We start from the raw sequence: 2,057 nt of genomic DNA on the forward strand, positions 1-2,057 counted from the left end.
CGACTTCCTTCTTGAAAATTCTGGAGATCGTCCAAATCTTGAGCTGGACTTCTTCGGTGGCGAACCGCTGATGAACTTCGGCGTGGTAAAGCAGGTAGTTGAGTATGCAAGAAGCCGTGAAAAGGAGTATAATAAGAAGTTCCGATTTACTATCACTACAAACGGACTTCTTCTCGATGATGAAAAAATCGATTTCATCAATCGTGAGATGTCAAATGTAGTTCTCTCTATCGACGGCCGCAAGGAAGTTAACGATTATTTCCGTGTATTGCCCAATGGTCAGGGGTGCTATGATATCATAATGCCCAAGTATAAAAAGCTCGTTGCAGGCAGGGGCGATAAGGAATATTATGTTAGAGGAACTTTCACAAACAAGAACCTTGATTTTTCAAATGATGTTTTTGCCCTAAATGATGCAGGTTTCGATCAGATATCCGTAGAGCCTGTTGTGGGCGATGACGATGTTTACGCACTTACTGAAAAGGATCTTCCTGCTGTTTTTGCGGAGTACGAAAAGCTTGCACTCAAGCTTCTTGAAAACGAAAAGAAAGGCAAGAAGTTCAATTTCTTCCACTTTATGCTGGACCTTGACCAGGGCCCTTGCGCTATAAAGAGACTCAGGGGATGCGGCTGCGGAAATGACTATGTGGCTATAACTCCCGATGGAGATATTTTCCCATGTCATCAGTTCGTGGGTATCGACGAGTACAAAATGGGCAATATAGATGAGGGAACTTTCAATCAGGAAATGAAAGCTGATTTTGCAAAGGCTCACGTTTACTCGAAGCCTGACTGTCGCGACTGCTGGGCGAAGTTCTATTGCAGCGGCGGCTGCAACGCTAACAATTACCAGTATATGGGTGATATCAGAACAGCTCATAAGATTTCATGTCAGCTTGAAAAGAAGCGCCTTGAGTGTGCAATCATGATGAAGGCTGTGAAAATGGCGGATACAGCTGAGTAAAAGCCTTACTGGAAGAGAAATAAAAGGGATTTACTAAACGAAAACTGTATAATAGGATATTAATTCTGAAGTTCTATGTTTTACACAAGTCGGCAAGCTTAATTGGTCGGCTTTGAGAAAATGGCTTCAAGAATGAACGCTGAAAGATTTGCAGGCGGCGGAATGCTGCTTCTGAAGTTTAAATTGAACGGCAGGTGGGATTTTATGAAGATAAACCGCATACAGCTCAATTGCCGGCGGAGCAGTGCTCTCGGTGGAGAAATGGGGGCTGATCCTGTGCTGTTGCTTTTCAGAACTCCTGTTGAGTATATCGAAAACGGTGCCGTCAAGCGTACAAGCGGCAATTCTGCGGCGATCCTTACAAGCGGCTATAAGCAGAGTTTCCGCCCCGTGAAAGGCAATCCGCTGCGGTACGATATAGTTAGCTTTAAGACCTCCGCTGCCGACAGACAATATATTGCTTCAATGAATCTAAAGCAGGATGCTCCTGTGGAACTGGAAGATGATTTTGTAATATCAGGTGTTCTGCGTTCGATGCAGTCACAGTCTATGCACAGGGGAAAGCATTTCAGCGAATTTATGGAGCTTTCCATGCGACTGATATTCATAGCTATCAGTGATGCTTCTGATAACTGCGAGAAGTCTTCCGTGGAAAAGATACCTCATTACCTAAAACTGAAAAAACTTCGTGATTCTATATATGAGGATCCAGTAAACACATGGTCCGTTGACGAGATATGCAGTGAGCTACACATAAGCAAGACTTACTTCCATCGTCTGTATTTTGCAGCCTTCGGTGTTACTTGTCGTCAGGATGTAATTGAGAGCCGTTTGATATTTGCGGCGGAAATGCTTAAAAATACAGAGAATACCGTTACAGAGATAGCAGAGATCTGCGGTTATGACAGTGAATCTTATTTTATGAGGCAGTTCAAAATGCACAAGGGTTGTACTCCTACAGAGTACAGAAGAAGAGCAAAGACCACAGAAGAATAGCACTTCGGTTGTGGACATTTGTGTTTTGTTAGTATACAATGTGCAAATTTCAATAAAAAATTAGTGCAAAAAATAAAAAAAACACTTTACAAGTACA

2 protein-coding genes are annotated in these 2,057 nt (G+C 42.7%); both read left to right on the forward strand.

What is annotated here, in order from left to right:
• A partial coding sequence (gene scfB, locus QZZ41_RS15385) for a thioether cross-link-forming SCIFF peptide maturase (protein WP_295074188.1) occupies positions 1-964 on the forward strand: 964 nt, incomplete at its 5' end.
• Between the two features lie 120 nt (positions 965-1,084).
• A complete protein-coding gene (locus QZZ41_RS15390) occupies positions 1,085-1,960 on the forward strand; it encodes an AraC family transcriptional regulator (RefSeq protein WP_295074190.1) in 876 nt (291 codons plus the stop codon).
• Positions 1,961-2,057: the final 97 nt, after the last annotated feature.

Source organism: Ruminococcus sp. (assembly GCF_016283395.1).

Bases quoted from the DNA above. Each gene is read 5' to 3' on its own strand.
- QZZ41_RS15390 (WP_295074190.1), top strand. From the start codon at position 1,085: ATGGCTTCAAGAATGAACGCTGAAAGATTTGCAGGCGGCGGAATGCTG.